The organism is Marinobacterium jannaschii DSM 6295, assembly GCF_000620085.1.
Classification (GTDB): domain Bacteria; phylum Pseudomonadota; class Gammaproteobacteria; order Pseudomonadales; family Balneatricaceae; genus Pontibacterium; species Pontibacterium jannaschii.
This window is the reverse complement of sequence record NZ_JHVJ01000003.1, coordinates 169,582-194,391: the sequence shown is the minus strand read 5'-3', so window position 1 is coordinate 194,391 and position 24,810 is coordinate 169,582. Positions and strand designations below refer to the sequence as shown.

21 protein-coding genes are annotated in these 24,810 nt (G+C 56.2%); 8 read left to right on the top strand and 13 right to left on the bottom strand.

The genetic code is table 11. From position 1 onward, the window contains the following. Positions 1-10 precede the first annotated feature (10 nt). The 11 genes from Q354_RS0100875 to Q354_RS0100825 all read right to left on the bottom strand — a co-directional run bounded on the left by Q354_RS0100875 (position 11) and on the right by Q354_RS0100825 (position 9,384). The gene (locus Q354_RS0100875) at positions 11-919 is read right to left on the bottom strand and encodes an acetaldehyde dehydrogenase (acetylating) (RefSeq protein WP_027855956.1); all 909 of its coding nucleotides are present in this window, start codon (positions 917-919) and stop codon (positions 11-13) included. Positions 920-930: 11 nt separating this feature from the next. After that, the gene (dmpE, locus tag Q354_RS0100870; protein ID WP_027855955.1) at positions 931-1,716 is read right to left on the bottom strand and encodes a 2-oxopent-4-enoate hydratase; all 786 of its coding nucleotides are present in this window, start codon (positions 1,714-1,716) and stop codon (positions 931-933) included. A 150-nt stretch (positions 1,717-1,866) separates the two neighbouring features. Next, the gene (locus tag Q354_RS0100865) at positions 1,867-3,327 is read right to left on the bottom strand and encodes a 2-hydroxymuconic semialdehyde dehydrogenase (RefSeq protein WP_027855954.1); all 1,461 of its coding nucleotides are present in this window, start codon (positions 3,325-3,327) and stop codon (positions 1,867-1,869) included. Positions 3,328-3,418: 91 nt separating this feature from the next. Continuing rightward, positions 3,419-4,327, bottom strand: coding sequence for a catechol 2,3-dioxygenase (locus tag Q354_RS0100860; protein ID WP_456085361.1), 909 nt, complete (start codon positions 4,325-4,327; stop codon positions 3,419-3,421). Between the two features lie 11 nt (positions 4,328-4,338). Next, on the bottom strand, positions 4,339-4,764 hold the full coding sequence (locus Q354_RS24145) for a 2Fe-2S iron-sulfur cluster-binding protein (protein ID WP_084332420.1): 426 nt from the start codon (positions 4,762-4,764) through the stop codon (positions 4,339-4,341). A gap of 13 nt (positions 4,765-4,777) precedes the next feature. Then, positions 4,778-5,839, bottom strand: coding sequence for an NADH:ubiquinone reductase (Na(+)-transporting) subunit F (locus Q354_RS0100850; RefSeq protein ID WP_027855952.1), 1,062 nt, complete (start codon positions 5,837-5,839; stop codon positions 4,778-4,780). Between the two features lie 11 nt (positions 5,840-5,850). After that, positions 5,851-6,213, bottom strand: coding sequence for a phenol hydroxylase subunit P4 (locus tag Q354_RS0100845; RefSeq protein ID WP_027855951.1), 363 nt, complete (start codon positions 6,211-6,213; stop codon positions 5,851-5,853). A 47-nt stretch (positions 6,214-6,260) separates the two neighbouring features. After that, entirely contained in the window at positions 6,261-7,763 is a 1,503-nt protein-coding gene (locus tag Q354_RS0100840) for an aromatic/alkene/methane monooxygenase hydroxylase/oxygenase subunit alpha (RefSeq protein WP_027855950.1), read from the bottom strand. A 17-nt stretch (positions 7,764-7,780) separates the two neighbouring features. Further along, entirely contained in the window at positions 7,781-8,050 is a 270-nt protein-coding gene (locus Q354_RS0100835) for an MmoB/DmpM family protein (protein ID WP_027855949.1), read from the bottom strand. Positions 8,051-8,061: 11 nt separating this feature from the next. Then, complete coding sequence (locus Q354_RS0100830; RefSeq protein WP_027855948.1) at positions 8,062-9,048, bottom strand: aromatic/alkene monooxygenase hydroxylase subunit beta; 987 nt, start codon at positions 9,046-9,048, stop codon at positions 8,062-8,064. A 27-nt stretch (positions 9,049-9,075) separates the two neighbouring features. Continuing rightward, positions 9,076-9,384, bottom strand: coding sequence for a phenol hydroxylase subunit (locus Q354_RS0100825; RefSeq protein WP_027855947.1), 309 nt, complete (start codon positions 9,382-9,384; stop codon positions 9,076-9,078). Positions 9,385-9,800: 416 nt separating this feature from the next. Between Q354_RS0100825 and Q354_RS0100820 the strand changes: the two genes are divergently transcribed. Then, positions 9,801-11,498 (top strand): sigma-54-dependent Fis family transcriptional regulator, encoded by a 1,698-nt coding sequence (locus Q354_RS0100820; protein WP_027855946.1) that lies wholly within the window; start codon positions 9,801-9,803, stop codon positions 11,496-11,498. A gap of 285 nt (positions 11,499-11,783) precedes the next feature. After that, a complete protein-coding gene (locus Q354_RS0100815) occupies positions 11,784-13,283 on the top strand; it encodes an FMN-binding glutamate synthase family protein (protein ID WP_036228145.1) in 1,500 nt (499 codons plus the stop codon). Positions 13,284-13,303: 20 nt separating this feature from the next. Here the strand turns inward: Q354_RS0100815 and Q354_RS0100810 are convergent, their stop codons facing one another. Further along, positions 13,304-14,179, bottom strand: coding sequence for a LysR family transcriptional regulator (locus Q354_RS0100810; protein ID WP_027855944.1), 876 nt, complete (start codon positions 14,177-14,179; stop codon positions 13,304-13,306). A gap of 122 nt (positions 14,180-14,301) precedes the next feature. Here Q354_RS0100810 and Q354_RS0100805 point away from each other — a divergent pair, with 122 nt between their 5' ends. The 6 genes from Q354_RS0100805 (at position 14,302) to Q354_RS0100775 (ending at position 23,132) form a co-directional block, all read left to right on the top strand. After that, entirely contained in the window at positions 14,302-15,192 is an 891-nt protein-coding gene (locus tag Q354_RS0100805) for an NmrA/HSCARG family protein (RefSeq protein WP_027855943.1), read from the top strand. Between the two features lie 378 nt (positions 15,193-15,570). Next, on the top strand, positions 15,571-16,044 hold the full coding sequence (locus Q354_RS0100800) for a PaaI family thioesterase (protein WP_027855942.1): 474 nt from the start codon (positions 15,571-15,573) through the stop codon (positions 16,042-16,044). Between the two features lie 333 nt (positions 16,045-16,377). Next, the gene (locus tag Q354_RS0100795) at positions 16,378-17,391 is read left to right on the top strand and encodes a TRAP transporter substrate-binding protein (protein ID WP_084332419.1); all 1,014 of its coding nucleotides are present in this window, start codon (positions 16,378-16,380) and stop codon (positions 17,389-17,391) included. 232 nt (positions 17,392-17,623) lie between these two features. Continuing rightward, positions 17,624-18,661: a hypothetical protein gene (locus Q354_RS27095; RefSeq protein WP_051559781.1), complete on the top strand. Its 1,038-nt coding sequence runs from the start codon at positions 17,624-17,626 to the stop codon at positions 18,659-18,661. A gap of 645 nt (positions 18,662-19,306) precedes the next feature. Next, positions 19,307-21,298, top strand: coding sequence for a methyl-accepting chemotaxis protein (locus tag Q354_RS0100780; protein WP_027855940.1), 1,992 nt, complete (start codon positions 19,307-19,309; stop codon positions 21,296-21,298). A gap of 277 nt (positions 21,299-21,575) precedes the next feature. Next, positions 21,576-23,132, top strand: a complete 1,557-nt coding sequence (locus Q354_RS0100775) for a hypothetical protein (RefSeq protein WP_027855939.1) — start codon at positions 21,576-21,578, stop codon at positions 23,130-23,132. A 139-nt stretch (positions 23,133-23,271) separates the two neighbouring features. On the opposite strand, the gene Q354_RS0100770 is transcribed toward Q354_RS0100775, so the two are convergent. Further along, entirely contained in the window at positions 23,272-24,810 is a 1,539-nt protein-coding gene (locus tag Q354_RS0100770; RefSeq protein WP_027855938.1) for a tripartite tricarboxylate transporter permease, read from the bottom strand.

Below are 24,810 nucleotides of genomic sequence, written 5' to 3'. Positions count from 1 at the left end.
AGTCCTCCACTCAACGAGACGGCAATTCAATTACGCCATTGGCGGCTTCTTCGGCAAACATCTCTGCCGTGCGCAGACCGGCCGCAGTCATGATGTCCAGATTACCGGCGTACTTCGGCAGGAAGTCTCCCAGCCCTTCCACCTCCATAAAGACGCTGACTTTATTGCCATCGAACACCGGTCCGTTCACCAGCTTGTAACCCGGCACGTACTTCTGTACCTCTTTAACCATGTCGTGCACAGACCGGGTAATCGCGGCCTGATCCGGCTCCGACTCGGTCAGGCAGTGGATGGTGTCGCGCATCATCAGCGGCGGCTCAGCCGGGTTAACGATTATGATCGCCTTGCCCTTCCTGGCACCGCCGACCTGCTCGACCGCACCCGCAGTGGTGCGGGTAAATTCATCGATATTCTGCCGCGTCCCCGGGCCAATAGAACGGGACGATACGGTGGCAACGATCTCGCCATACTCAACTGGCTGCACGCGGGATACCGCCGCCACCATCGGGATCGTCGCCTGGCCACCACAGGTGACCATATTGACGTTCATCTCGACCTTTTCGGCGTGTGCTTTCAGGTTCACCGGCGGCACACAGAAAGGGCCGATAGCTGCCGGAGTCAGGTCCACCATAATCACTCCCAGTTCGTTCAGCTTGCGGCTGTTCTCGGCATGCACATAAGCCGAGGTGGCATCGAAGGCGACACGGATATCATCTTCCAGTACATGGGGCACCAGACCGTCTACGCCGGTGGTGGAGACTTTCAGGCCCATCTCTCTGGCCCGTTTCAGACCTTCGGATTCAGGATCGATCCCGACCATCCACACCGGTTCGATCCACTCCGAACGCTGCATCTTCATCAGCAGGTCGGTACCGATATTGCCCGGGCCGATAATGGCCGCTTTCAGCTTCTTGCTCATGGCATCACCCCTTAAACAAACTTGACGGAGGCGGAACCGATGCCGCCAATAGAAACAGTCATAAAGTCGCCGGGAACCACTGGTTCCAGCGGCACCAGCGAACCGGACAGGATCACTTCCCCCGCCTTCAGGCCGATACCAAACTCGCCCAGGGTGTTCGCCAGCCAGGCGACGCAGTTCACCGGGCTGCCCAGCGCCGCCGCACCGGCACCGGTGGAGAGGATGGAACCGTTCTTCTCCACCACCATGCCGCAGGTAGCAAGGTCTACCTTGCGTGGGTCAACCGCCTGGTCACCCAGCACGAACAAGCCGCAGGAGGCGTTATCCGCCACGGTGTCCTGGATCTTGATCTGCCAGTTTTCAATGCGGGAATCGACGATTTCGAAGCACGGCATCACGCATTCCGTCGCCGCCAGTACATCGGCATTAGTGATACCCGGGCCCATCAGGTCCTTTTTGAGGATGAAGGCGATCTCGCCTTCGGCGCGGGGCTGGATCAGCCTGTCACTGATCGGCATCTCTTCGCCCTGGTTGTACACCATATGATCGGTGAGATAGCCGAAATCCGGCTGGTGCACATTGAGCATGTTCTGCACCGCTTTTGAGGTGACGCCGATCTTCTTGCCGATGACCCGCTCGCCTGCTTCCACACGACGTTCCACCATGCGCAGAGAGATGTGGTAGGCATCCTCGATGCTGATATCGTCAAACCGCTCGGTAAACGGACGCAGCGTCTCACGCTTGGTCAGCGCCTGATACAGCTCGTCACCGGCCTGTAAAATCTGTTGTTCATTCATAATGACTACACACTTTTTTGAATTTGAATTTTGTTGGTGCCCTATCGCCAGAGCCGCCGCACTACCGTAGGAGCCAGCTTGCTGGCGATCCCTGGCTTAATGAGCAACGCAGATCGCTCCGGCAACGCAGTCATAAAACAAAAGACTGCGTCAGAGCTTGATGCAGACGTTTTTAAGTTCGGTATAAAACTCCAGGCTATGCACTCCGCCCTCACGTCCGATGCCGGACTGCTTGGCACCGCCAAATGCGGTACGCAGGTCACGCAGGAACCAGCTGTTTACCCACACCAGACCGGTTTCCATCTGTTCGGCGACGCGCACGGCGCGGGCGCTGTTTTCGGTCCAGATGGCACAGGCGAGGCCATAGTCGGTGCTGTTGGCCAGTTCGATCACTTCCTCTTCGCGGTCGAATGGACGGATATGGCAGCAGGGGCCAAAGATCTCTTCGTTGACAACGCGGGCATCATCAGACAGACCGGTCCAGATGGTCGGCTCGATCCAGGCACCTTCGTTCAGCTCGGCTCCCATATCGGGGACTCCACCGCCGAGCACCACCCTGGCACCCTCTTCCACTGCCAGCCGGTAGTAGCTCAGCACCTTGTCGCGGTGCTCCAGCGAGACCAGCGGGCCGAAGTTAGCGTCCGGGTCCTCTGGGCGGCCCAGCTTGAGGCCGGCGGCGGTTTCGGCCAGGCGTTTGACGAACTCGTCGAAAATCGGCCGTTCCACGTAGACCCTTTCGGTGCCGAGGCAAACCTGACCGCAATTGGCGAAGACAGAGCGCATGGTGCCCTCGATCGCCTTATCCATATCGCAGTCGGCAAAGACGATGCCCGGGTTCTTACCGCCGCATTCCATCGAGATATCGCGCAGGCCAACCGCCGCCGCCTGCATAATGATCTCGCCGGTGCGGGTTTCACCGGTAAAGGTAATGGCATCGATCTCCTGATGGCTGGTGAGGAATTCACCGGCCGAGTCCGGCCCGAAGCCATGTACGACGTTGTAGACACCCGCCGGCACGCCACACTCCTGCATCACTTCACCCAGTAAAGTGGTGGTGGCCGGCGTTTCTTCCGAGGGTTTCACCACCACGGTGTTGCCGCAGGCCAGCGCCGGGCCAACCTTCCAGGTCATCAGCAACAGCGGCAGGTTCCAGGGACTGATCACGGCAATGACGCCTTTCGGCTTACGCACACCGTAGTTCAGTGCCCCGGCACCGTCGGGAGTATCCAGCTTGAAGGATTCGGTCGGATGGTTGGCCAGGGTTTCGGAGAAGGCCTTAAAGTTGGCCGCGCCACGGGGAATATCGATATGGCTGGCGAGTGAGCGGGGCTTGCCGGTGTCACGACACTCGGCTTCGAGAAATTCCTCAAAGCGTTCATTGATGCGATCGGCTACCTTGTTCAGCAACTCGATACGCTGCGCCTGAGTCATCTGCCCCCATGGACCGTCCAGTGCGGCGCGGGCCGCCTGCACGGCAGCATCCACTTCGGCCTGTCCGGCTTCATGAACCATACCGATCAGGCTGCCGTCGACCGGACAGCGGTTCTCAAACTGGCGGCCACTGGACGAACTGACAAAGTCGCCGTTTATAAAGTGTTTAAATGTTTTCATCGGGTGTTCTCAATCCTATGACGGGCGTGCGGGACAGCCTGCGGCGGCGAAGGGGGTGCCGCCGCAGGCTGCAGTCGCAACAGTGGCCTGATCAGGTCAGTGCGGTCAGGAAACGCTCGTTCAGCTGACGATCGTGGTAGAAGATCGCCTTACCCAGCTTGTCGCCGGTCCAGGTTACGGTGGGGTGATCCGGATAGTGGTAGTCGCCGCCGCAGAATACTTCGGAGCGGTTGCCGGACGGGTCGAAGAAATAGATGGTCTTGCCGTGGGTCAGGCCGTGTCGGGTCGGGCCTATATCCAGCGATACATCATGCATGGAGATCAGGTCGGCGGCGCGCAGCACATCCTCCCAGGTTTCCAGCAGGAAGGAGGCATGGTGGAACTTGTTTTTCTCCGGATGCTTGATGAACGCTACGTCATGCGCCTTGGTGGAGACCGTCATAAACAGAGCCAGTTTCTCCTCTTCTTCGCCCACCACCTGTTCAGCCAGTTCAAAGCCAAGCACATCGCGGAACAGTGTCAGGGTGCCGTCAATATCGTCGCCATACAGCAGGCAGTGATCGAAACGGGTGGCTTTCATACCGGTCAGGTCGCGTGGCCAGGCTTCCGGATTTACCGCATCCAGCCCCCACTTGCCGGTCTGCTCCTTATCGGCAAAGAGTTCAAACACATGTCCGGTCGGTGCTTCAAAACGCACCCGGCGGCCGCAGCCGTTCAGCTCACCGGCTGGGATCACTTCAACCTGACAGCCATAGGCCACCAGCTCGCCCTGCAACTGTTCCAGTACCTGATCGTCCAGCACCTTAAAGGCCATAAAATCCATACCCGGGGTATCTGTCTCACGCAGAACCACAGAGAATTTATCAACCTCGGTCCAGCCTTTCAGGTAAACCCGGCCAGCACTGTCTCGCTCGACCTCTATCAGGCCCAGCAGATCACGGTAGTGGCCCAGAGCCTCCTCCATATCCAGCACGCGCAGCTGCACGTGTCCCGGTCTCATCACACCTTTTCTCATAACATCGTCCCCTGGCTGTTCTTATTCTGGGTTTGATTCATCTCGTCGCAGCCGGTTGCGGCGTTCCCCGGCCGGACCTCATGGTTATCGCTATTGTGGTTGTTATCGGGCGCCGTAGCGCTGAAGTGATCCGATTCGATCAGCATCGGGCTGCGTGGAAACACCCGGCAGGCCAGCGCATATCCTTCGGCCGCTTCGGCTTCGGAGATATGCGCCCGGCTCATCCGTTTCGACTCAAACGCTCCGTCGAGGATGCGGATCTTGCACATCCCGCAGCCACCGCCGCGACACCCCACCCGAATCACCGCCAGTGCCTGCGCTTCCATACCCCCTAACAGGGTCTGGGATTCATCGCAGACAAACCGGCTGTCGCGGTTAATCACGCTGATCGGATACCGTTCGTTGTCGTTGGCTGTCTTCATGGCATTGTTCAGCTCAGATGCGCTTGAACAGTGCCGAGCGGTTCTGGCCTTCGGCCCCGTCAGCGGCGGTAAAGAACTGCTCCATATGGATATCGCGTTCAAACAACCGCCCCTGCATCAATGCCGATATAGCGGAGTCGATCATCGGCGGCGGGCCGCAGAGATAGGCTTTATGGCCGCTGAAACGCTCGGAAAAATGCTCTTTGGCCGCTTCATGCACATAGCCGGTAAAGCCCTGCCAGTTATCGTCTGCCTCCGGCGCGTTCAACGCCGGAATGTAATGGAAGTTGTCATGCTGCCCGGCCAGTTGCTGATAGAGTTCGTGGTTGTAGAGTTCGCTCAGGTTTCGCGCCCCCTGGAACAGGTAGATCTGGCGGCTGTCGCCTTCCTCCAGCAGATCCATAATCATCGACTGGGGGCTGGATACACCGGAGCCACCGCCAATAAAGATCGCATCCTGATCATCCGATTTGCGGGTAAAGAACTGGCCATAAGGCCCGCTCAGGTCGAGGGTGTCGCCCACCTGCAGTTGCTGATGCAGATACGTAGTACCCTTGCCATCAGGCACATGGCGCACATGCAGTTCGATATTGCGCTTGTCGCTGGGCTTGCTGGCGATGGAGAAGGCGCGCACGCCCTCAACCCCGGGGATATGCAGGTTGATGTATTGCCCGGCCTGAAACTCAATATCCCGGTCCAGAGACAGCCAGATTCCCTTGATGGTCGGCGACAGGTTGCGTACTTCACTGACGGTGGCGACAAAGTCCTGCACCGGGTGGCCGGCAAAGTCCGGATCGACATCGATATCCGCTTCGATGGTCAGATCTGATTCTGCGGTACAGCAGCAGGCCAGTACCTTGCCCTCGTCGCGCTCGATGTCCATCAATGCAAAACCGGAGGCTTCGCCGTGATCAACATCGCCATCCAGTACCTGAACCTTGCAGGTTCCACAGGTACCGTGACCGCAGGCAAAAGGCAGCCAGACGCCCTGACGCAGGGCTGCATCCAGCAACGTCTGGCCTTCATCCAACTCAATCACGTCGCCGGTTGGCTCGATGGTGACTTCATAAGACATAATCCACCTCCTCAGACACCCGCACCCTGATAGCCATTCAGGCCCGGGGTGGTGAAACGAAAACAGGACTTATGACCGGCGCCCAGCTGCTGCAGGCTCTGCTCTCGCTGCGGCTGCAGCGGCGCGTTGTCCAGCGTCCATTGCGCTTGCGACCAGTCGATCTTTTCAAACTCAGGATGCTGGGCAAATGCCTCCGGCATGATCTGGTCGATCACATCGCCCCAGCCCATTTCCGGGCTGAGCGGAAAGGCCTTGGCGGCGCAGAAGAACTGATGCTCCTCCCAGCCGAAGTAGACGATGATGTTGCCGCCGAAGTTTTCCCGCGCATCCAGCACCTCGCCGCGGTAGTTATCCTGTAAGGCTCTTACTGACATAGTGATACCCGTTCATTCTTGTTTTTGGCGTGAACGGCCTGAATCGCTCAGGCCACCCCTTTCCAGGCTTTCCAGCGCGCCTCATCCGGCGAGCCTTTCATATCCAGATTGTCGCTGCCGTGATTCATGCGGTAGTAATCCTTGAGGATGTCGAGCACATCCGGTCCGCCGCAGTTGCCCTGGAAGATCTGGTGTACCGGCAACCAGGCCTGGACAAACTTCTCCGGTTCGTCGTCGAAGATGTCCTTACAGCCATCAGAGCAGAAGTGGTAACGCTCACCGTTATAGAGGCTTTCGCGGTGGCTGGTTTTAGTCGGCTGGTCCATCTCAGTGAACAGCATCGGGATCTGGCAGGTCTGACACAGCTGCGGCAGGCCGCTGGTGTAGAAGCGCTCGCCCTTGGCCTCCAGCTCTTTCGCCAGCTCCCAGCGTGGGCGGTAGTACTTGTCGAAGGTGTCCGGGTACTTCTCGCTCAGCCAGTCCAGCTCTTCATCGGTTGGAATCCAGGTGTGAAAACCGGCAGCATGGCCGTGGGTGTAGAAAGTCCACCAGGCCTGATGGGAGATATGTTCTTTCTCCTTTTCGATCACTTCGGCATATTTCGGCATGCGGATGCCATAGCGGGCCAGATCCTTAAACAGTGCGCCACCGGCCTCCTCGAAGTAGACCTCCCAGCCCTCTTTCCAGGACATCACCTTATTCGGCAGCATGTAGTCCATCATCATCGCAACGATGGTCAGCAGCCGGGTACCGCGCCAGAACCATTTATCGATCCACTTCTGCACAATCGGTACATTGTCTTCATGCTGCTCCAGCAGGAACTTGATGATCTCCAGCCCCAGCGTCATATGGCGCGCCTCGTCGGACTGGGCCGAGAAGCCAAAGGTTACCGTCGCCATATCACCGTTGTGGGCGGCTCCGGACATAAAGGGTACGAACAGCAGGTTGGTCAGCACATATTCAAACGAGAAGCCGATCGCCACCATAAACTCGAACGGCCCGGCCGCGCGGGCATCGTTGAAAAACGACTTCGGCACCGACAGGTACCAGACCCGGTCGTGCATATGGCTGTATTCCTGAAAGCCATCGAAGAACTTGTTGTAGTGGCTCATGGCGTGAATCTGGGTCTGCACATGGCGCAGCTCATCCAGCGACTGCATCTGGCAGGCCACCCGTGCGCCGACACCGCCAAACTGACGTCCGACATGGGCAAAGCCTTGGTAGGCCTGATATTCCAGCGGCGACACCCCGGTCAGAAACAGCTTGATAGCGTTGACATAACGCGGATCAGAGACGTTCAGGTGGCCGTTGTTCTGGGAGAAGGCATCGAAGATGGCATAGAGCTTCTTCTCCTTCTCGGCCTGGTATTTCCAGTAGCTGTCCATTGTCAGGCGAAACGGATCTTCCCACTTCGACCAGTCGGTAATCTTGATCCCTTCAAACTCTTCGAATGGAAACGCCGCTTTGCGATCCTCGTAGGAGAACTCCCAGTCCAGGTCGCGGGTCAGCAGGCGGTACTTGTCTTTAATATTGAGTTTCTTAGCTGCCATGATCAGTTGCCTTATTGTTATTCGTTCCAGTGCAGGGAGATGCCGTCGTCGTCCTCTTCGACGTTGCCGCCGAGGGTGATCAGGTTGAGGTGCAGCTCCTGCACCTCCCAGTCACGCCCCATCACCTCTTCCACGGTTTCACGTCGGATATCCAGCCGCCCCTCGTTCTCCACCCGCACCATGGCAGGCATATGGATCACCGTGACATCGGGGTTATCCTGTTCGATCGCCTCGACAATAAAGCGGCTGTCATCGTTGTTTTGCAGTGCGATATAAACCTTCGACATGGGTCACTTCCTTAGCTGCTGAGACCGGATTTGGTAAGACGCTTGTCCAGCACCGCGCTGGCCTGTGCCAGCGCCTCAGGCCCCAGCATCTGTTCTGCCCAGGGTGCCAGCGCGGCCTCAATTTTCTGTCGCCAGCCGCCGATCCAGGCTTCGATCTGACTCCGGTTCTGTTCCGATTCAGTCACGGCGACTTTGACCGTGGCATCGACCCAGCGATTGGTGTCCTTCTGCCACTGCTGCATAAACTCGGTCAGCATGGCGATATCCTGGGCGCCGTTTTCCAGCAGCCACTGGTCGAACTGCTGGTAGACCAGTTCGCCGACCAGACCGTCCAGCAGCAGATCCTGCGCCAGAAACACCTCAAACCAGTCTTCGGTCACCATCATCTCTTCGCAGCAGGCGCGGATGCCCTGCCAGCAGGGATCGTCCATCCAGTAGCGCTTCGATTCCGCCAGCGAATCACCGCTGTTACCGTCCAGCATCAGGCCGATGCGCGACAGGTACTGGGCGATCCCCAGCCGGTCCATTCCGTTGTAGAGCAGCGCCTGGGTGATCGCGGTGCCATAGCCGTAGGCTGAGCCATACATGTTGTTGAGGTTGGCGGCGTGCTCCACATGGCGCAGTGGTAGCAGGCAGTGGATGATCTTCGCCTTGAGGGATTCGTCCATCCGCGCCGCCAGATTGCGCTTTTCGAAGAAGGCATAGTTGCTCTCAGCCACTTCCTGCATCTTGGCGCGCTGCTGCACATAGGCGCCGTAGTAGTACTGGCGTGGATCGCGGAAGGCATACCAGTCCGCCATCACAATCGCGGTGCGACGCGGGTCGTTCAGCTCCCGCTCCGGCTGCCACAGGGGGCGGTAGTGAAAGTTCACATCGGAGGCCACATCGTAGGTCGCCTCCTGATAACGGGTCGCAGGTTTATCGCCGAAGCGGCGCTCAATGTGCGCGAAGGTATTTCGGACGGGTTCCAGCGTGGCGGTTTTTATTTCAATACTCATCGAACGGTTCCATGCTGCTGATTATTTTTATTGGCCGGAATGGGCGTGGTTTTCTGCCATCAGGGTTTCAGTGCCGTAACGCCATTTCTCCATCTCGGCATCCACCGCGGCCATCTGTGCGGTACTCATATGGACGACCCTGTGTTTCTGGCAGAAGAGATCAAAGGCACCGCGCGGCATCACCAGTTCGACAAACAGCGACGGATCGCTGATGGCAAAGTCAAACTCAACAAACCGGGCGTTCTCGCTGCTGCGCACCCTCACGTACTTCACCAGGTTTTCAAACGCGCCTGGCGATGTGCTGGGGGTGCTGTTGTCTGGTTGTGCAGTGGCCATATCGCTCTCTTACTTTTCGGTTGATCACGAATGGGTAAGAGCAATGGCCGTGCCAGACAGCGAATAAAAATTTTTCGCCCTTCAGAAAAAACAAAATAAGCCTTTGTTTTTATTGAGGTTGTTAATGACAAACAGCTAAGAAACTATTCGTAATCCGGAACAAAACCGAGAACGGGGGGCTTGACGACACCCGGTGAAAAGATGATCAAATGATTAAGACAAAGCACGGAAAGTGATGATTTGATCATCTGCTGAAAACACCAGATTAAACACAGCGAAGCCAGATTTTCAGAGCTGCCTTGAGGCTCGGCGCGGATTTGTTATGTTAATCACGTTTACAGACAATCAACTATAAAGTGTGACTTTTAGTGCCAAAATACAGACATATAAAAACAAAAAGACTGGAGCACAGTTCCATGAACAAAGCCGCCAAGCTTGAGTTTCCGGAGACGCAGGATCTGATTGCGGAGATACAGTTTGATAGCAGCGAAGGAAAAATCTGGCTGAACGAACGAAGGATGTTGTTGTTCCACTCTTCGGCGATGAGTTCGCTGCGCAAAGAGCTGATCGATACCCTTGGCGTTGAGCGAACCAAAGGCTTTCTGATGCGTTTTGGCTTTCAGTCCGGACTGAAAGATGCCGAGCTGGCACATAAAGTACGCCCCGACCTCTCCAGCGCCGAAGCGTTCTTTGTCGGGCCGCAGCTGCACAGTATTAAGGGGATGGTAAAGGTCGAACCGCTGGAACTGGCCTTTGATGTCGAGAAAGGCGAATTTTACGGCGAGTTCAAATGGTTTGATTCCTACGAGGTCGACGCCCACGTCAGCGAATTCGGCTATTCGGAAGACCCTATCTGCTGGGAGATGATCGGCTATGCCAGCGGCTATTCCACCTACTACATGGGTCGCAAAATCCTGTTTAAGGAGATCAGCTGCGCCGGTACCGGCAAGGACTTCTGCCATATCATCGGTAAACCGGCCGATGAGTGGGATGACCTTGAGGAGCAGGAACGTTACCTGATGCCTGATTCGGTCACCGAAGAGCTGATCAGCCTGCACCGCCAGATCGATAACCTTAAAGCCAACTTCCGCCATCAGGGCAGCGACGACGATATCCTGATCAATTCCGTCGGCCACTCCGGTGCCTTTAAGAACGTCTGTCACCTGATCAAAAAGGCCTCCAAAAGCAAGGTCACGGTACTGCTGCAAGGCGAAACCGGCGTCGGTAAAGAGGTAGTCGCCCGGGGGCTGCACTCCGGCAGCGACCGCAGCGAAGCCCCCTTCGTGGCCGTTAACTGCGCCTGTATTCCACCGGACCTGATTGAAGCCGAACTGTTCGGGGTTGAAAAAGGCGCCTTTACCGGGGCTACCCAATCGCGCGAAGGCAAGTTTGAGCGCGCCAACCACGGCACTATCTTTCTCGATGAGGTAATCGAACTCTCGCCGCGCGCCCAGGCCACCCTATTGCGGGTGCTGCAGGAGAGCGAGCTGGAACGGGTGGGCGATAACCGCACCCGCCGGATCGATGTGCGGGTGGTCGCTGCCACCAATGAAGACCTGGAAGAGGCAGTCAAACAGGGGCGTTTCCGCGCGGATCTGTACTACCGGCTCAATGTCTACCCGGTGCATATACCACCACTTCGCGAGCGTTTAGAAGATATTCCGCTATTGATCGAGCATTTTATCGTTAAATACCATGCCCTCTACAATAAGCAAACGCTCGGGGTATCGGAACGCGCCACCCAGGCACTCACCGCCTACAAGTGGCCGGGCAATATCCGTGAACTGGAGAATATGATCGAGCGCGGGGTGATTCTGGCGGAGAACAACCAGAGCATCGATCTTGAGTGTTTCTTCCCATCGCTGGCCGAACCGAGTCACCCGCTCAATGTGATCAACAGCAAAGGACAACTGGCGACCCCGGCCGAGGAAGAAAATTCCAGCACAGAACAAAACCTGTGCGATCAGCTGATCGATGAAGGCCTGAATATGGATGAGCTGGAAACGGAGCTGATCAACGCGGCCATGAATCGCGCCGACGGCAATGTCTCTAAAGCAGCCCGCCTGCTCGGCCTGACCCGACCGGCCCTGGCCTATCGACTGAAAAAGCAGTAACCAGGCCGCGTGGGTCAAAATGCCACCTGCCGGGCGCAGTCGCACTCGGCGCCTTCGGCAGCAGGCATCACGACAGTTAGCCGCCGCGACACCTGGCAGGTCGATAAAGAGTGAGGCTATCTGCTTAGCCCTTCCCCCTGCGCAACCCTCTGCATAGCGTTGACCTGAACACGGCGGTCATGGCTGGCTGCCACAGGCTTTTTCACCATCGATTCAGCGGGCTCTGCTTTACTGAAGGAAGCCCCATATTCTGACACCGCTCCGCTTGGAGCCTTCGGAGGACCTATGCTGGAGATCGGTCAATTCCTGTTGTTCTCGCTTGAGCTGATGTCGGCTTTGTTTATCTTTCTTGTTGGCAGCAGCCTGCTGGTTGTGATCTGTATGTATATCTCTGATGTACGCCAGACCAAGCAGGCGATCCGGCGCAACTATCCGGTTATTGGCCGTTTTCGCTACCTGTTTGAAAAACAGGGCGAGTTTTTCCGCCAGTACTTCTTCGCCATGGACCGCGAGGAGATGCCTTTTAACCGTGCTGAACGCAGCTGGGTCTACCGCGCTGCCAAGGATGTTGATCGTATGATCGCCTTCGGCTCCACCCGCAACCTCGACCCACCCGGCACTATCCTGTTTATGAACTGTGCCTTTCCCACGCTGGAAGAAGATGCGGTCGATCCCGCCGAGGTGGTCATCGGCCCCGATTGCCCACATCCTTACGCCACCCGTTCGCTTTTCAACATCTCCGGCATGAGTTACGGCGCCATCTCCCGCCCTGCCGTACTGGCACTCTCCCGGGGTGCACGGCTGGCGGGATGCTGGCTGAATACCGGCGAGGGCGGCCTCAGCCCCTATCATCTGGAGGGGGGCTGCGACCTGGTTTATCAGATCGGTACCGCCAAATACGGGGTGCGTGATAGCGCAGGCAGACTGAGTGATGCCAAGCTGGCCGAAGTCGCCGCCCATCCGCAGGTTAAGATGTTCGAGATCAAGATGAGCCAGGGGGCTAAACCCGGCAAAGGCGGCATCCTGCCGGCAGCCAAGGTAACGGATGAGATCGCGGCCATCAGGGGGATTCCGAGTGGCGAGGCCTCTATCAGCCCCAACGGTCACCCGGATATCCGGTCGGCTGCAGACCTGCTGGATATGATCGGGCGTATCCGCCGCGTCACCGGTAAGCCGGTAGGTTTTAAAGCCGTGATCGGCGAGACCGCCTGGCTGGAAACACTGCTCAATGAGGTCGTCCGCCGCGGAGTCGACTGTGCACCTGACTTTATTACCATCGACAGCGCCGACGGCGGCACCGGTGCCGCGCCGCAGCCGCTGATGGACTATGTCGGCCTGACGCTGAAAGAGAGCCTGCCTCTGCTGGTTAATCTGCTGCTCGAACGCAAGCTGAAACAACGGATCAAGGTGATCGCATCCGGTAAGCTGATCGTGCCCTCTAAAGTTGCCTGGGCGCTGGCGGTGGGGGCTGATTTTGTCTCTTCCGCCCGGGGCTTTATGTTCTCTCTGGGCTGTATCCAGGCGATGCAGTGCAATAAAGACACCTGCCCAACCGGCATCACCACCCATAATCCACGCCTGCAGCAGGGTCTGGACCCCACCGACAAAAGCCAACGGGTTGCCAATTACCACAAATATGTCAGCTACGGCGTTGGCCTGATCGCACACTCCTGCGGCGTTACCGAACCGCGTCAGCTAAGGCGGCACCACGTCAAAATCGTTGCAGAACGGGGTATATCTATTCCACTGGACCAACTTCATCCACTGCCCGTCGCAGACAAATAGCAGCATCTGACAGGGGATAGTCATTCGACCATGCTGTCAGAGGTACGGATCTCATGCAGGAACGCCCGGGCAGCCGGGCTCTGATGCTGCAACCTCGGATACACCAGAGAGATATCGACTTCAGGCAACGGGTGCTGTGGCAGTAGCTGAACCAGCTCGCCGCTCGCCAATGCAGCCTTACAGTAGTCGAAAGGAATCAGCGCCATGCCAAACCCTTTCAGACAGGCCTCCAGCGCTAACGGAATGGTGCCAGCGCTGATCGCCCAGTTCACCCGAACAGACTCACCCGAAGCAAATCGCCAGAGCTGTTTGCCGGGGTCGGTCACCACCGCGGGAATCCGCTTTAGATCCTCTAATGTTTCGGGAGTCGGACGGGATTGCATCAGCGCTGCGCTGGCAACGATCACCCGGGAGCCTTTACCCAGCCTTCGTACCAGCAGTTCCGAGTCCTGCAACTCACCCATACGCAGCGTAAAGTCGATACCCTCACGAATCAGATCGACAAACTTATCGGTGATCAACAGCTCAACCTTCACCCGGGGATATTTTTCCATAAAGCGCCAGATCAGCGGTGCCAGTAATGTCTCTCCTGCTAAAAACGATGCCGATACCCTGAGCAGGCCGGCTGGCTCCGGATTATCGCTGGCGATCTCGGCGACGGCCTGCTCCGCCTCATGGATCAGTTCTCGTACCCGCTCATAATGTTGCCTGCCCGTATCCGTCAGCGAGATCGACCGGGTTGAACGCCTGAATAAACTGCAGCCGATCTGGTGCTCGTAGGCCGCCAGTCGCCGGCTGACGGTCGATTTGGTCAGGCCAAGCTTATCTGCCGCGCCGGTAAGCGTGCCGCTGTCGGCAATGGCAACGAATACCCGCATACCCTCAAAGTCCATCATACAAACCCTCACCCACTATCCCGAAAACGCAACAATACTGTGTGAATGATAGCTATATAAGCGCAATTACTGAATCAATATACTGATCTCAGTTGCCTTAAATCACACAGAGGAGTCGGGACATGAGCCACGAAAACAAAGTAATCGTCGTATTGGGTGCCACCGGCCAGCAGGGTAAAGGCGTGGTTGACGCCCTGAAGAAGCAGACAGACTTTACCGTCCGCGCAATCACCCGCCATCCGGATCGTTATCAGGGTGAAGCCGACCAGGTAATCGCCGCCGACCTGAATGAGCCTGAATCTCTGGCAGCGGCCTTTGAGGGAGCCTACGGCGTCTTTGCCGTTACCAATTTCTGGGAAAACGGTACCGATGAAGTGTCACAGGCCAGGCATGCGATTGATGCCGCTCGCAGCGCAGGAATCGAGCATTTCATCTGGTCTACGCTGCCTGATGTTGAAGCGATCAGCAGCGGCAAGTATGAGGTGCCCCACTTTACCAATAAGGCCCGGGTTGATGCGCTGGTCGAGGCGGCCGGTTTTAAGTACCACAGCTACGTAGTGGCAGCCTTCTTCTATCAGAACTTCCTCAGCAACCTTGCCCCCCAGCCGCAACAGGATGGATCAACGGGCTGGGTACTGCCGATCGCCCGCGACAGTCGCAGCATTCATATGGCGGATATCAGCCAATTGGGCGATGCCGTCGCCGGGGCATTCAAAGCCCCCGGGATTGCAGGTAATGGCCAGTACCTGCCACTGGTCGGCGACCTGCTGAGCTTTGACGATATCCTCTCAGCCCTGGCGCAGCAGGGTAAGCACTACAGTTATCAGGAAGTCCCGGCAGAGGTATTCTCCAGCTTCTTCCCGGGGGCTGGCGAACTGGCGCAGATGTTTGGCTACTTTCGGGATCACAGCTACATGGGTGCTCACTTAGGTGACAGCGATATTGCTCTGGAACGAAAAGTAGCAGGACGTATCCCGACCCGCTTTGCCGACTGGGTGGCTGACAAGCTGTAATTCCAGTCCCTCGGGATATGCAGGCAGAGCCTCAGGCAAGTCCCCACCAAAGCAGGAGAAGGCAATCCAACCTGTCGCGTCCTCCCCTGTCCGTAACACGGAAATCCGGAAAATCGCCGGATTTCCGTTTTTGGCCATCTGATCGATACAACCACGGGAAGCACTGGCACTGGCACTGGCACTGGCACTGGCACTGGCACTGGCACTGGCACTGGCAGCATCCCTGTACCAGACTTGAACCACCACTCAATTGATGACGCAGCACCGGCTGTGTCTCTGATCTGCTGCTGATGCCAGTGGACGGCCCCTCAGGGATTGAGTGCAGACCTGACTCAGCCTCAGCTGTTGCGCCTATCCATCGCAACGGAGGCTTCCGCTATGCAAGACCAACACGCCTTTCAGGATCTGATTCCCAACAATCACTGCTTTGGCTGTGGCCCGGACAACGACCACGGTCTGATGATCAAGAGTTTCTGGCAGGATGAGCAGCATTCAGTCTGCTATTTCCGCCCCGCTCCACACCACAGTGCCGGCCCTCTGGGTTATCTCAATGGCGGCATTATCGCCACTATCATCGACTGCCACTGTGTCTGTACCGCGATCGCCAAGGGGTACCAGCTGGACGGCCGGGAGATCGGCGTGGGCGATCCGGTCTGGTTTGCTACGGCCCAGCTCGATCTTAGCTATAAACGACCGGTGGATATTGAATCGGAGGTGATTTTACTGGCCAGGATAACCGAGGTCGGCGGGCGTAAGATCCGCCTGGAGTGTGACCTGTTCTGCAATGATGAGGTCTGTGTCAGCGCCCGGCTGATCGCCATTAAGGTCGACGCGCAGTGGCGGTCGGATTAATGCCTGATCACGACAGAACGCGACTGTTTTCACATAAACCACTGGTACCCTGAGTAGAAGTTAACTGGTACCTAAATGGCGATTTTCGTTGTTGACGGGCAGCGCCGATCAGGCGAAAAATAGAGACAAGTAATCCGGATTACACCAAAGCGTCTTTTTAAACGCAGGCAGAAAAACTGACAGGGCAGAATAACCCGCACTGAGCTGTCAGCAATAATCCTGCTAAAAACGGCCGCTGGCTTTAGATGACACAGGCTATTTTTCTGACCGTCTTAACTGGTCACCTGATTAAGTGCCGTGTTGAATTTTCTGACATGCTATTTAGGTGTAATCGTGAAATATAAAAATAAACTGGCGAAAAAAGTAGCACTGACCGCAGCCGCTGTACTGTTCAGCGCAAGCACTTCTGTTATAGCAGCAACCTGGAATGTGGCCGTAGGCGATGGCGGTGGCAGCGCCCAGGAAGCACTCGGCAAAAAGTTCGGTGAGATCCTGGCCGAGAAAACCAACGGCAAGCACAAGATCAAACTGTTCCTCAATGGCCAGCTGGGTTCCGAGCAGGACACTGTGAATGATGCCGCGCTGGGGACACTGGATTTCTCCATCCTCGCCAGTAATAACCTGACCCCGTTCAGCCCGTCACTGGGCATGCTCTCCCTGCCCTACCTGATTAAGAGCGTCGACGAAGCCGAGAAGATCGTTAACGGACCGATTGGTGATGAGCTGGTCGAAAATACCGTGCGTGACGCCGGTGTGCGCATACTTGGCTGGACCTTCTCCGGCTACCGAGTGATCAGTAACTCGAAGAAACCGATCCAGAAGCTGGACGACATGAAAGACGTGATCGTTCGTGTACCGAAAAACGAGATCATGATCGACACTTATAAGTCCTGGGGCAACAACCCGACGCCGATGGCCTGGGCAGAGACGTTTACCGCCCTGCAGCAAGGCGTGGTAGACGGCCAGGATACGCCCTATATCACCATCTACTCCATGAAGTTTCAGGAAGTCCAGAAGTACATCACCGAGCTGAAATACTTCTTCCTGCTTGAGCCACTGATTATCTCTGAATCCCTCTATCAGGATCAGAAGCCGGAAATGCAGAAGCTGCTGGTCAATGCCGGTAAAGAAGCAACCGGGTTTTCTGTGCAGTGGCTGGCCGAAACTGAAGCCAATATCAAAGATGAACTGGTGAATAAATACGATATGCAGATCGACACCCTGGCCGATGAAGAGAAATGGGCCAACCGCGCGGTTGAGAAAGTCTGGCCTAAGTTCTACGACAGTATCGGCGGTAAGGACAAGCTGAACGAAGTCCTGCGCGCTATGGGTCGCGACGAGGTTTAAGGCCGCGTTTCCACCCCTGAAACCTGATAAGGGTTTTAAAATCTTATCTTCTGGTTTGTAGTTTTACGCCCGGCCCCGCCGGGCGTTTTTTCGTTGTATTATCTCGATCAGCTTGTATCATTTGGCCGTGACCTATGCTTCTGTCGGCTCGGAAACGATATTGTCGGCTGGAGTGCACCAGTAGAGAGTATGTTGCTTAGGATAAGCAAATATTAAGCAGGGAATATGGATTATGTTTAATACCCCCCCCTCCAGGGCCTTGATCAGCCTTCTGGTAACGCCACTAATACTGGCTGGCTGTAACGGCAGTAGCAATGAATCCGGCGACACGCCGGCACCACTCCAGACGGGCGTTTTTCTTGACAGTCCGGTTAAGAACATTGGCTATTCAACTGAGACAATTACCGGTGGCATTACCAACGAAAATGGTGAGTTCCAGTATCGCAGTGGTGAGACTATCACCTTTGCCATTGGCTCCCTCAAGTTTCCTGCAGTAGCAGCGCAAAACACCGTAACACCTTTAGACCTGGGCATCACAACAACCAATCCAATCCAAGTCACCTCCAATATTCTGAGATTATTGCAAACTCTGGATAAGGATGGTGATCCCAGTAACGGAATTACTCTGACTGAAGATGCCAAGGTAAATGCAGCCCCGGCTGCTTTTGACCTGGCGAGCAATGATTTCGCCACACTAGCTGAAATTGATCGGCTTGTCAGAAATGGGGGTCAGGATACAACTGTTACAGAACTGGTAAGCAAGGAAGCGGCTAACAGCCACTTTAACGAAACCTTGCGTCAACGCGGAAAAGCTTTTACACCGACAGAGTTTACGGGAAACCGATTCATCGGCAGGATCGAGCCAGATGGTACCCGGCAGTTCTTTACGCAAACCTTTCATGCTGACAATACATACCACACCGAAGGACTGGTGAACGCTGATAGCTTAGAAAAAACTGGCCTTTATAGTTTTGAGCTGAATTATCAGGTCATTCGCTTAGACGTCTCTACCGGGGACGAGCCCGGCGAAACCCATCCTGAATTCATCGTGCTGAAATCAATTATCGGCGAGATGCAAAACTGGAACTACTGTAAAGTAGATGACGAGAGAGTTATTACCGCAAGTGCAGCATATAAGTTATGCAAGCAGGGAGATACCTCTAACTCAGAGGGCATTAAACTTCTCGAAGGAGATCTTCAGAAAGATATTGCCGTTCCTCCCCTCGGTCTAAGTAGCACCTTGAAGAAAATCGTCGTCTCACGGGTATGAAACCTATTCTGGAGAGGGCAGCAAACGCTTGCTTTCTTTCGCAACTAAAGCCTGCTATTTCATAAAACCGGCAGGCTTATTCGTTAAGCCAGCCGGTCATCTGCATAATCTTACAACAATTCTTTTCCCAATCCCCTGATCACTGAATTCAAGGTCAGTCCCTACACTTACAATCACCGCTCAGTAGCGGCGCAAGCCAGGTTCAGCACGATGTGCTGAATACGGGAAGCGCTCTACGAGGTTTGCGGAATAAACGCGCCCAATGTCCGGCAGGCAGAGTTACTTTCATTCTGCTGCAAGAAGCAAATTATCAGTTCTTTATCAGGCAGAGCATCATCAATTTCATGCAGGTCGTAGTAAAGCTTGAGCAACTTGAACCAGGCTGATTGTTAACCGATCGACACTAGGACCTCCACTTACCCAACCTCTCAAGAATATGTTTTTTCGAATTATAAGAACAATTTAATTACAAATAACGGCCAATCGAACCATTTCCCTCAGACCCAAGCAAGTCAAAGAGCAGCACGGACAGGCAATAAAATGCGCGTTTCTAGCACAGGGTTAATTATGACCTCCTAGCTTGCACCGGCAGTTTTATGAACTACATTCAATAACAATAGGGATCACCGAACAGGGAGGTGTAACGTGCTGGACTCGCTCAGTATCCGTTCCAAACTGCTAATTGCGCTGTCCGTTATTGGCCTGCTTCCACTGATGCTGATGGCCTTTACCGGCTATCGTCAGGCATCTGCGGCACTCGAACATGCGGTCTATCAGGAGCTGAACAGCGTCCGTCAGGCCAAAAAGACGCAGGTTGAAGAGTATTTTGAGGAGCGCTTTCATGATCTGGACACTCTGGCGACAATCAGCAGCCTCTTTGACCATCAGGCGGGCACTGGCCATACCAGGTTAGAGAATGAACGCGAACGCCAAGTACTCCAGCAGTTCCAGTCCATTAACGAATACTACGACCTGTTCCTGATCGACCCTCATGGCGATATCTTCTATACCGTAGCCGAAGAAGCGGACCTGAACACCAATCTGGTCAATGGACCTTATTCCGACTCCAATCTGGCTGCGCTGTTTCAGCAGGTCGTCGCCACCCGGCAGCCGGGCATCGCTGACTTTAAACCCTACGCCCCGTCCAATCAGGAACCGGCGGCCTTTATTGCCAAACCGGTTTACGACAGCAGTGGCGCACTTTCGCTGGTGATTGCATTGCAACTCTCAATTGATCACCTCAATGCTCTTATGGCCCAGCGTGCGGGACTGGGCGAAACCGGCGAGACCTATCTGGTCGGCCCCGACAAGCTGATGCGCTCCGATTCCTACCTTGATCCAAAAAACCGCAGTGTAAAAAGTGCTTTCGCCAATCCGCTTCAGGGCTCGATTGATACCTCCTCGGTACGCGCAGCCCTTCAGGGTACAAGCGGTACCGAGCTGATTACGGACTATCGCGGCGAGCCGGTACTCTCCTCGTTTACTCCGCTGGATGTGAACGGCCTGAACTGGGCCCTGATAGCCGAGATAGATGAACAGGAGGCCCTGCAGCCGGTGCACTCGATGACATGGCTCTACGGCGTCATATTCTCTGTCACCGGCGTCACAACATTGCTGATAGCGTTACTGATCGCACGCTCACTGACGCGACCACTACGGGAGATCTCTGCCCATATGACCACATTCGCCAGCGGTACCGGCGACCTGACGGTTCGCCTTGGCGTCAAAGGCAAAGATGAGATTGCCGATCTTGCGGCCCAGTTCAATACATTTGTTGCCAAGATCCATGACATTGTCAGTGGCGTCGCCAACTCGGCCCAGGTCATTGATCACGCTACCCAAAGCATGAGTGCTAACGTCGACGAAACCCAACACGGCATTGTGCGCCAGCAGGAAGATACCAGCGCAGCGGCAAGTGCGATTAATGAACTGACCCAGTCCGTGCAGTCCATCAGCCTCAGTACCGGCGAAGCCGTCACTGCGACCGAAAGCGCCAGCCAGGAAGTACAGCGAGGCATGCAGGTAACAAACAATGCCGTGGATGCGATCCAGCGTCTGGCCTCCGAAGTGGACAGTGCGACAACGGTGATCAATCAGCTGAATGAACAAAGTGATGCGATCAGCACCGTATTGCATGTGATTCAGGATATCGCCGGTCAGACCAACCTGCTGGCGCTGAATGCTGCCATCGAAGCGGCCCGGGCCGGTGATGCCGGACGCGGCTTTGCCGTGGTAGCGGATGAAGTACGTGGCCTGGCGGGACGCACTCAGGCCTCTACCGAGGAGATCAGCAAAATTATCGAAGAGTTACAGAAGCGGGCAGAACACTCGGTCGAGGTGATGTCATCCGGCCGGGAAAGCGCCCTGTCCGGTGTCGAGCTGGTGAAAGAAACCGGCATCTACCTGGAACGGATATCCCATGCAGTCGAGCAGGTCAGCGAGATGAACCAGCAGATCGCCTCGGCATCCGAACAACAGGCCGACTTTGCCGATAGCCTGCACTACCGTATCGTCAATATCGAAAAAGTGGCCATCGAGAATGCCGAAGGCAGCCAGCAGACCCAGTGCTCCAATGCGGAGCTGACCGATTCCAGCCAGCAACTGCAGGCGATTGTCAGCCAGTTCAAACTGGCCTGAACGCCATTACACTTCCCCTACTCTGCTCTCCCCAGCAAGCCAGAGCAGAGGGCCGGGGCACTGTCAGACTCAGTGTCCCGGCCACCTTAATTACTCTGCGACATCTCTCTTACCGTTTCGGCAACTATACTGCAGCCTGCAGGTTTAGGAATTAGCAGTACCTGCATTGGTGAGGGCCGCAGACAAGACAGATTAACGCCCGGAATGCTATGTAATTTCCAGTATGGATGGTTGCGGTGCCTCAGACTGCAACCCTACACAGCCCCGGGACTCCAACATGAAACCTCTCAGGAGTGTGGCGGCGACACTATGGACCACACTATTCCTCTTTACCTTTAACCTTCAGGCCCAGGCAGTCGACACACTGCCCCCTGATGACGACCAGATTCCCCTCACTCAGATAACGGCCCGTAGCAATGCCGTTGAATTCCGGCAGGTATCTTTTGCCTTTGATACCGGCAGACTGATCAATTCTGATTGGGGTGAATTCCGAGCCCAGGCGGAGCGACTGCGCCACCGCGACCGGGCCTATCTGAATGTATTCCTGCATGGCGACAGCATCAGCAGCAATCCTGCCTGGGTAGTTAACAACCTGTTTGTACCAGCAGATCCGGCAGCTGGCGCTTCGAAGCGACTGAAGTTCGATCGTCATAATGACAGTGCTGCGGCCGAGACCGACTCGGTGCGGCACAGCGCCCATAAGCACAAGCGGCGCAAACAGGCGCCTGTTACAACCTCATTCGACCTCAGGCCCAACGACGATAGCAGCGGCCCGGTGCGGCGCGTACTGGCAACCGTGCTGCTATCACCACAACCCCTGCCGACAGTGATCGATATAGCCGACCTGGCCAGCAGTTTTACGCCGGTCTGGTTCAGGGTCGCGGCACAGGTTACCAATGCTCAGGGGGCAGGCCCGGTGGAAACCGATCCACCCTCCACGCCGCCGCCCCTGCCTGCACCGGGTGATCTGGTCGGCCAGCCGCCACCACCGGTAGAGCCCAGCACTTTTGTGCCTTCCGATCTGGCCTTCCCGATCGAGGTACGGCAATCTGACTCCCCTAACCTGGACTCAGGCTTTAACCAGTGTATCCCGATCGGGCATGCCAATACCCTGCAGTACCTGCACGAGCGTTATCACAACCTGCCTCTGGTATGGCGCATGCCGCAGGAGCATATCCGTGGCTTCGGCCAGACTAATGCTGCCGGTGACGTACTGTTCTGGACCGCCGAGCCGGAAAACAGTCTGGTGGCCCAGGTCGACAAGTTCTCCCGCCGTCTCGGAGTGTTTGATCTTGATACCGGTGGCCCGACCAGCTTCTGCGGCATGATCCAGGGGCTGTTTGGTTATCTGGGAGAGTTTGGTGAGTTTGCCAAAGCCGCCTTCCGCCACCAGGGCAGTGATCCGTTGCTGGGCAGCGGCGGCTCCTGCGGTACGACGCCGTTTCCACTGGGTGGCCTGAGTTCAACCCGGGAAGGGGAAAACCCGACCTGGGACTGGATCTTCGGCGAACTGCAGAAAGGCCGTGGCGTCACTATTCTCTTTGGCCGCTATAACTCGGCCGGGGCAAGAACCAGTGGCCATCATGTGCGTATATTCGCGGCAGCGAAGTACAATGGCCGTAACTACCTCTACAGCCTCGACGACGATGATCAGGGCGATAACTTCAGTAACTTCTTCGGTGGAGGGCGCACCGAGCAATGGGAGGTTGCGGATACCGGCTCGCCGGGCGATAACCCGGGTGCACCGGATGGACGCCTGAATATGAACGGTACCAGCTGGGAGATCGAATTCGCCATCTCCTATGAAGCGATCCCTACACCCGTAATCCCTTAGGCGATCAACTCAGCTCACTCACAAAAAAGACCTCAGTCCGGACTGATCCGGGCTGAGGTCTTTTTACGTCTTTTGCTATCTTCACTGTGGGCAGCAAAGCATTTCAGAATGATTGATCTCAAACTTAGTTTTTGGAGCCTTAGCCCTCTCCTTCCGAGACGGCCACTTCAGGGCCAGCCGTCCTGCGCGCTGAGATCAGGCTGCGTAACATCGGCAGTACCAGCAACAGCACTGCAATAACGGTAATCCCCAGTGTCAGCGGACGATCCCAGAGGAATGAGAAACTGCCGTCGGACAGGGTCAGCGAACGGCTCAGGTTCTTCTCCATAATCCCGCCGAGGATAAAGCCCAGCAGCATGGGGGCCATCGGAAATTCCAGCAACTTGAGGAAGATCGCGATCACCGTAATCACCACCATCATCTGGATATCGAAGCTGTTAAAGCTCACCAGGTAGACACCGGTGATCGAGAAGAACAGGATCAGCGGAATCAGGATCGGACGCGGAATCACCAGCAGGCGCGAGATATACGGAATCAGCGGCAGGTTGAGGATCAACAACACCAGGTTACCGAAGTACATGGAGATGATCACCGACCAGAATACGTCCGGGTTATCGACAAACAGGCGTGGGCCCGGCTGGATACCGTAAGCGATCAGCGCCCCCAGCATGATCGCGGTGGTGCCGGAACCGGGAATACCCAGCGTCAGCAACGGTACGAAAGAGCCGGTCGACGCGGCATTGTTGGCCGACTCCGGCGCCGCCAGACCACGCAGCGCGCCTTTACCAAATTTCAGCTTCTCTTTGGCACTGGCCAGGTTGCGCTCCAGACCGTAGGCCAGGAAGGAGGCAATCGTCGCCCCCGCGCCCGGCAATACGCCTACCAGGAAACCAAACACCGAGGACCGGGCCATAGTCGGTGCTACTTCTTTAACCTCATCGCGGCTCAGTTTCATGCTGCCCAGCGCCGCCATATTCATCTCCGGCTCCGCTTCCTTATGCTGACCGCGCAGCACCGTCATCACGACTTCCGCCAGGGCGAAGGTCGCCATCGCCAGCAACAGGAAGCTGACGCCGTCGATCAGATCGACCGCGCCAAAGGTATAGCGCGTTGTGCCGGACATCACATCAGTGCCCACAGTCGCGATCATCAGGCCGAACACCGTCATGATTAGCGCCTTCAGTACCTGTCCTTTGCCGGAGAAGGCCGCCACAGCAGTCAGGCCCAGCAACATCAGGGCAAAATAGTCCGCCGACTGGAAACTGAGCGATACCGAGGCCAGCGCCGGCGCGGCAAACAGCAGGATGATGGCACCGATAGTACCGCCGCAGAAGGAGGAGTACGCCGCCAGCGCCAGCGCCTTGCCTGCTTTGTTCTGCTGCGCCAGTGGATAGCCATCAAAGGCAGTGACCACGGTGCTGGCGCAGCCCGGCGCATTGATCAGGATCGACGAGGTGGAGCCGCCAAATACCGCGCCGTAGTAGACCCCGGCCATCAGAATAATGCCGGATGACGGGTCCAGCCCGTAGGTGATCGGGATCATCAGGGCCACGGCAGAGATCGGCCCCAGCCCCGGCAACATGCCGATGAAAGTCCCGGCGAAACAGCCGACCACCACCATCATCAGGTTAAAGGGCATCACGGCCGTGCCAAGCCCGGTAAGAATTCCATCCAACAT

What these genes read in the sequence shown, in the direction of transcription:
- Q354_RS0100875 (WP_027855956.1), bottom strand. Translation starts at nt 919, where the DNA reads ATGAGCAAGAAGCTGAAAGCGGCCATTATCGGCCCGGGCAATATCGGT.
- dmpE (WP_027855955.1), bottom strand. Translation starts at nt 1,716, where the DNA reads ATGAATGAACAACAGATTTTACAGGCCGGTGACGAGCTGTATCAGGCG.
- Q354_RS0100865 (WP_027855954.1), bottom strand. Translation starts at nt 3,327, where the DNA reads ATGAAAACATTTAAACACTTTATAAACGGCGACTTTGTCAGTTCGTCC.
- Q354_RS0100860 (WP_456085361.1), bottom strand. Translation starts at nt 4,327, where the DNA reads ATGAGACCGGGACACGTGCAGCTGCGCGTGCTGGATATGGAGGAGGCT.
- Q354_RS24145 (WP_084332420.1), bottom strand. Translation starts at nt 4,764, where the DNA reads ATGAAGACAGCCAACGACAACGAACGGTATCCGATCAGCGTGATTAAC.
- Q354_RS0100850 (WP_027855952.1), bottom strand. Translation starts at nt 5,839, where the DNA reads ATGTCTTATGAAGTCACCATCGAGCCAACCGGCGACGTGATTGAGTTG.
- Q354_RS0100845 (WP_027855951.1), bottom strand. Translation starts at nt 6,213, where the DNA reads ATGTCAGTAAGAGCCTTACAGGATAACTACCGCGGCGAGGTGCTGGAT.
- Q354_RS0100840 (WP_027855950.1), bottom strand. Translation starts at nt 7,763, where the DNA reads ATGGCAGCTAAGAAACTCAATATTAAAGACAAGTACCGCCTGCTGACC.
- Q354_RS0100835 (WP_027855949.1), bottom strand. Translation starts at nt 8,050, where the DNA reads ATGTCGAAGGTTTATATCGCACTGCAAAACAACGATGACAGCCGCTTT.
- Q354_RS0100830 (WP_027855948.1), bottom strand. Translation starts at nt 9,048, where the DNA reads ATGAGTATTGAAATAAAAACCGCCACGCTGGAACCCGTCCGAAATACC.
- Q354_RS0100825 (WP_027855947.1), bottom strand. Translation starts at nt 9,384, where the DNA reads ATGGCCACTGCACAACCAGACAACAGCACCCCCAGCACATCGCCAGGC.
- Q354_RS0100820 (WP_027855946.1), top strand. Translation starts at nt 9,801, where the DNA reads ATGAACAAAGCCGCCAAGCTTGAGTTTCCGGAGACGCAGGATCTGATT.
- Q354_RS0100815 (WP_036228145.1), top strand. Translation starts at nt 11,784, where the DNA reads ATGCTGGAGATCGGTCAATTCCTGTTGTTCTCGCTTGAGCTGATGTCG.
- Q354_RS0100810 (WP_027855944.1), bottom strand. Translation starts at nt 14,179, where the DNA reads ATGATGGACTTTGAGGGTATGCGGGTATTCGTTGCCATTGCCGACAGC.
- Q354_RS0100805 (WP_027855943.1), top strand. Translation starts at nt 14,302, where the DNA reads ATGAGCCACGAAAACAAAGTAATCGTCGTATTGGGTGCCACCGGCCAG.
- Q354_RS0100800 (WP_027855942.1), top strand. Translation starts at nt 15,571, where the DNA reads ATGCAAGACCAACACGCCTTTCAGGATCTGATTCCCAACAATCACTGC.
- Q354_RS27095 (WP_051559781.1), top strand. Translation starts at nt 17,624, where the DNA reads ATGTTTAATACCCCCCCCTCCAGGGCCTTGATCAGCCTTCTGGTAACG.
- Q354_RS0100775 (WP_027855939.1), top strand. Translation starts at nt 21,576, where the DNA reads ATGAAACCTCTCAGGAGTGTGGCGGCGACACTATGGACCACACTATTC.
- Q354_RS0100770 (WP_027855938.1), bottom strand. Translation starts at nt 24,810, where the DNA reads ATGTTGGATGGAATTCTTACCGGGCTTGGCACGGCCGTGATGCCCTTT.